Annotated in this window: 5 protein-coding genes; 3 read left to right on the top strand and 2 right to left on the bottom strand. The window is 37.7% G+C overall.

Annotated elements, in window-relative coordinates; all coding sequences use genetic code 11:
* Positions 1–641, bottom strand: a 641-nt coding sequence (locus tag FTV37_RS16600) for an aspartyl/asparaginyl beta-hydroxylase domain-containing protein (RefSeq protein WP_180064290.1), incomplete at its 3' end; no start/stop codon positions are given.
* A 311-nt stretch (positions 642–952) separates the two neighbouring features.
* On the opposite strand from FTV37_RS16600, the gene FTV37_RS16595 reads away from it, so the two are divergent.
* From FTV37_RS16595 to FTV37_RS16585, 3 genes are all read left to right on the top strand, one after another.
* Positions 953–2,071 carry an IS1182 family transposase gene (locus FTV37_RS16595; RefSeq protein WP_004907341.1) on the top strand — a complete coding sequence of 373 codons (1,119 nt, stop codon included), beginning with the start codon at positions 953–955 and terminating at the stop codon, positions 2,069–2,071.
* Between the two features lie 161 nt (positions 2,072–2,232).
* Entirely contained in the window at positions 2,233–2,640 is a 408-nt protein-coding gene (locus FTV37_RS18245) for a phosphoribosyltransferase (protein WP_174660747.1), read from the top strand.
* 302 nt (positions 2,641–2,942) lie between these two features.
* Positions 2,943–3,452, top strand: coding sequence for a hypothetical protein (locus FTV37_RS16585; RefSeq protein WP_174660746.1), 510 nt, complete (start codon positions 2,943–2,945; stop codon positions 3,450–3,452).
* A 55-nt stretch (positions 3,453–3,507) separates the two neighbouring features.
* On the opposite strand, the gene FTV37_RS16580 is transcribed toward FTV37_RS16585, so the two are convergent.
* Positions 3,508–3,758 (bottom strand): tetratricopeptide repeat protein (locus tag FTV37_RS16580; RefSeq protein WP_180064289.1); only part of this gene is annotated, 251 nt, incomplete at its 5' end.

The raw sequence follows: 3,758 nt of genomic DNA, 5'->3' as shown, positions 1-3,758 counted from the left end.
ATGCGGTTTTGTTCAGTCTTATTTTCTGCATAGTGAATATAAGTTTCATCAAACACCACACTTTCACCATCACGCCATGAATAACGCTGACCATCGACATCAATAAAGCAACGATCATCATTCGGCGTTAGTAGCCCCAAGTGATAACGCAATGAACCAGCATACGGGTCACGGTGACGTACCAAACGGCTGTCCGGCGCAAGCTCAGTAAACATTGCAGCTTTAATTGAAGGCAACGTTTTCAGCAGTTCTGTGGTTTTAGGACAAAGCTCTGCCGCAGAAGGATGTGCAGAGTCATACCATTTCAAATAGAAACGTTTCCAGCCGGTTTTAAAAAAGGAGTTAAAACCTAAATCATCATAACTACTCGACGCTTTGATGCCACCTTGTTCATATAAAGCTTGCGCTTCATCGCGAATCATTTCCCAGTTTTCATCCAAGACTTTCAAATCTTTAAAATGCTGAGTGTCAATATAAGGCTGACTTGGCACTTTAGAAAACATATACATCAGAAAATTAATCGGCGCGAGCAAAGTCGAGTGATCAAAAAACTGGCGGTAAAATGAGTGACGAACTTTGCCGCGTTGTTGAATATAAAACGCAGAAATGACAAAGATCGCCAGGATAATCCACTTAATCATATGAGGACCTGGTACTTGTAAGCAAAATGCTTAAATCGAGAGAATTTTTTAAACGGCGTAATAATAACATAGTGATCCATTTTGCTTAAATAAACGCCATAGAACACTGCGTTGCAGGAAACAATGTCTTGAAGCTATAAAGTCGATTGACCATTCTGCCCAAAATATCCTTGCATTTTTCTTGAAAAATTCTGCAATTTCTCTATATAGAGGCACTTGCAAAACTCCACAAACAGCCTGAATTAACATTTTTTGAAAAAAGTTGTAGATGTTAAAATGAGCTTCTAAACCAACACCCTAACATCTACAGCATGAATACTACATTAAGCCCTTTTCTCAAACAACGGTTTCAAGCCTTACAATACGAACTTATTCCTTTAGTCGCAGCCGATTTAGACGGCATCAGCTCAAAGCTCGAACGCATTATTCGTGTGCTCGAGTGGAGTGACATCGAATCCTTGGTATACCAATATCAAGGGTGTGCTGTGGGAAGACCTCCTGCTGACCGCTGCGCTTTGGCATGTGCCTTTATTGCAAAAGCTGAACTTGGTATCGTCACCACACGGGGCTTGATTGAACGCCTAGAAGTTGATCGTAGATTGCGGCGAATTTGCGGCTTCAATCTGTATAAAAAACTACCCAGCGAAGGGACATTTAGCCGTGTTTTTGCTGAATTTGCAGCGCGTAAACTAACCACTCGCGTTCATGAGCAGATGGTGAAGTCCAATCTTGCGGATACGTTAATCGGTCATATTAGCCGTGATGCAACCATGATTCCAGCACGCGAAGGTGTTGAGAAAATAGTTCTCCCTCCTGTTGTAAAACCGCCTGCCAAAAAACGAGGTCGCCCTGCATTCAACTCGCCTAAGACCTTGACCACTAAAATATTAACTGCCATTCAGATTCAACTCACACAGACACTTCCTGAAATGCTCCGAGATTTACCTACGGGCTGTTCTGTTGGCACAAAAACGAACTCAAAAGGGTATTCTGAGAGTACCAAAGGCTACAAGCTTCATTTAGATACAGCATGTTGTGGTGTAGTGATCAGTGCTTATCTGACGGGTGCGGTCGTTCATGATAGTCGTGTTGCCCTGCCGTTATCGTTGATGAGTGAACAGCGTGTTACGGCATGTTATGAGCTGATGGATGCAGGTTATTGTAGTACGGATATTCGAGAGTTTGTGAGATCAAGAGGTCGTGTTCCGTTGATTGATCACAACAAGCGTCAGGGTGAAAAAATAGAATTTTGCAAAGCGGAAGCACAGCGATATAAAACCCGTAGCAGTGCTGAACGCAGTAATGCCCGTTTAAAGGATGAGTTTGGCGGTCGGGTGATTTATTATCGAGGTCACGCTAAGGTGATGAGTCATTTGATGTTTGGTTTGATTGCTCAAACAGCCGATCAATTGATGCGACTTTTGAGGTGACGACAAGGCAATTGATTAAGTGCTTAATGATTGAATATTTGACACAGGTCAACGCATCAGCTTGTTTAAGATATGGAGAAACAAGATGATTGATCCCTAAAATCATAGCGCAACTCGGGTTTGATTAAAAAAAAGCCTCTTTTTTAAGAGGAGCTACAGCTGTGTCGGCTGGGACAATAATTTTGCAAGTTCTTCTTAATAATATCTTTTCTAAAAAAACTATTCTCGAAGTCTATTCTGACCTACAAGATCTTCCATTAACCCCAAAATACAAAAAAGATATCATTGCCTTACGTCGCTCCCTCGAAAGAGATCTAACCAATAATCCCAATAAAGCTTTTTCTATGAAAGAAGTCGCAACAAAGGACAGAATGTTTATTCGTCCTTTGAAAATAGATCCGACTCAAATTGAAAAAGTTACGGAAATGAAAGGAAAATCTATACTTCTTGTCGATGATTTATTGGCAAGTGGTACAACCTTAACAAGTGCTTATAACTTACTTAAAGAAATGGAAATAAGTGAACAAATTGAAGCAATCTGTCTTTTAGGAAAACTGGGCAGTAAATAACTAGAAATCATTCAATGTCACCAAAAATCACTAAAAATCACAAAAGTTAATGTAAACTTTTATTTATAACTGTATACTACAGATAGACCATTCATGTGCTCAATGGTCTTTAAAGATAGGGCTAACGCCCAGAGCCCGGCAGCACCGTCAAGCGAGGTCAGACTGTAAGAGTCAAATATCGTTTATCTAGGCACGGCTAGTAAAGTTTCAAACAAAAAGCTTAATAACTTAAATAAGTTGTTAGGCTTTTTTGTTATTCATAACTATAATTCAAATAAATTCAATATTTTATAAATCTAAGTATGACAATCGTTATATCTATCTCTGTAATTATTGCTTTCATTATTTATCTTAAGCTTTATAACTCACATCCATATTTCTTACTTGATAAAGATGGCGTAATCAAAAAGGAACATCGCAGAACTTTTTGTCATCCATTTATACATTTAGATCCAAATGATTTTAATGATCTCAAATCAATACATCATTCTTACTTTCCTAATGGAAGCTACGAGACTAGATACTATTCATCTGATGGACTAAACAATACCTTATTTATCAAAACTTCAATAGAATTTAATACATATCCAAATGGACAACCATGTGATTTAGTTTTTCCTGTCAACTTTGTGATCCACAAACTAAATGACTCTCCAGAAACGTATATTATGTATTTATCAGAAAGATGCGGCATTAAGGACATGACTCTGAAAGGTGATTTTTATAAAGGATCTCTTTCAAATCTAAAAAAGCACTTTGAATTATGGGAAAAAAAGCAAAAAGAATTTTTAAAAAAGAATCACCATATTTAGCTTGCGAGCATAGCCATTGAAAATATTTTTCATGGCTATGATGTATTTAATTATTTTATTTAACTATATTTTCTTTGTTATATTTTTCAATAAGATACAATGCATCTTTATCACCTTTTAATGCAGAACTTCTCAATAAAGACATTCCCTTAGTTATATCTTGTTTTACAATTATTCCTCTTACATACATTAATCCAAGCTTTGTCCGAGCTGTAATATCACCTTTATTCGCAGCTTGAGTAAAAAGAGAGACTGCTTTTGCGGGGTTCTTAACAACACCATTTCCGAATAAATACATGGTGGCTA

The sequence above is a fragment of the Acinetobacter sp. YH16042 genome, from assembly GCF_013417245.1.
GTDB classification, from domain to species: domain Bacteria; phylum Pseudomonadota; class Gammaproteobacteria; order Pseudomonadales; family Moraxellaceae; genus Acinetobacter; species Acinetobacter amyesii.
Note: the sequence above shows the minus strand (reverse complement) of the source record. Positions and strands in the feature narration are given on the sequence as shown.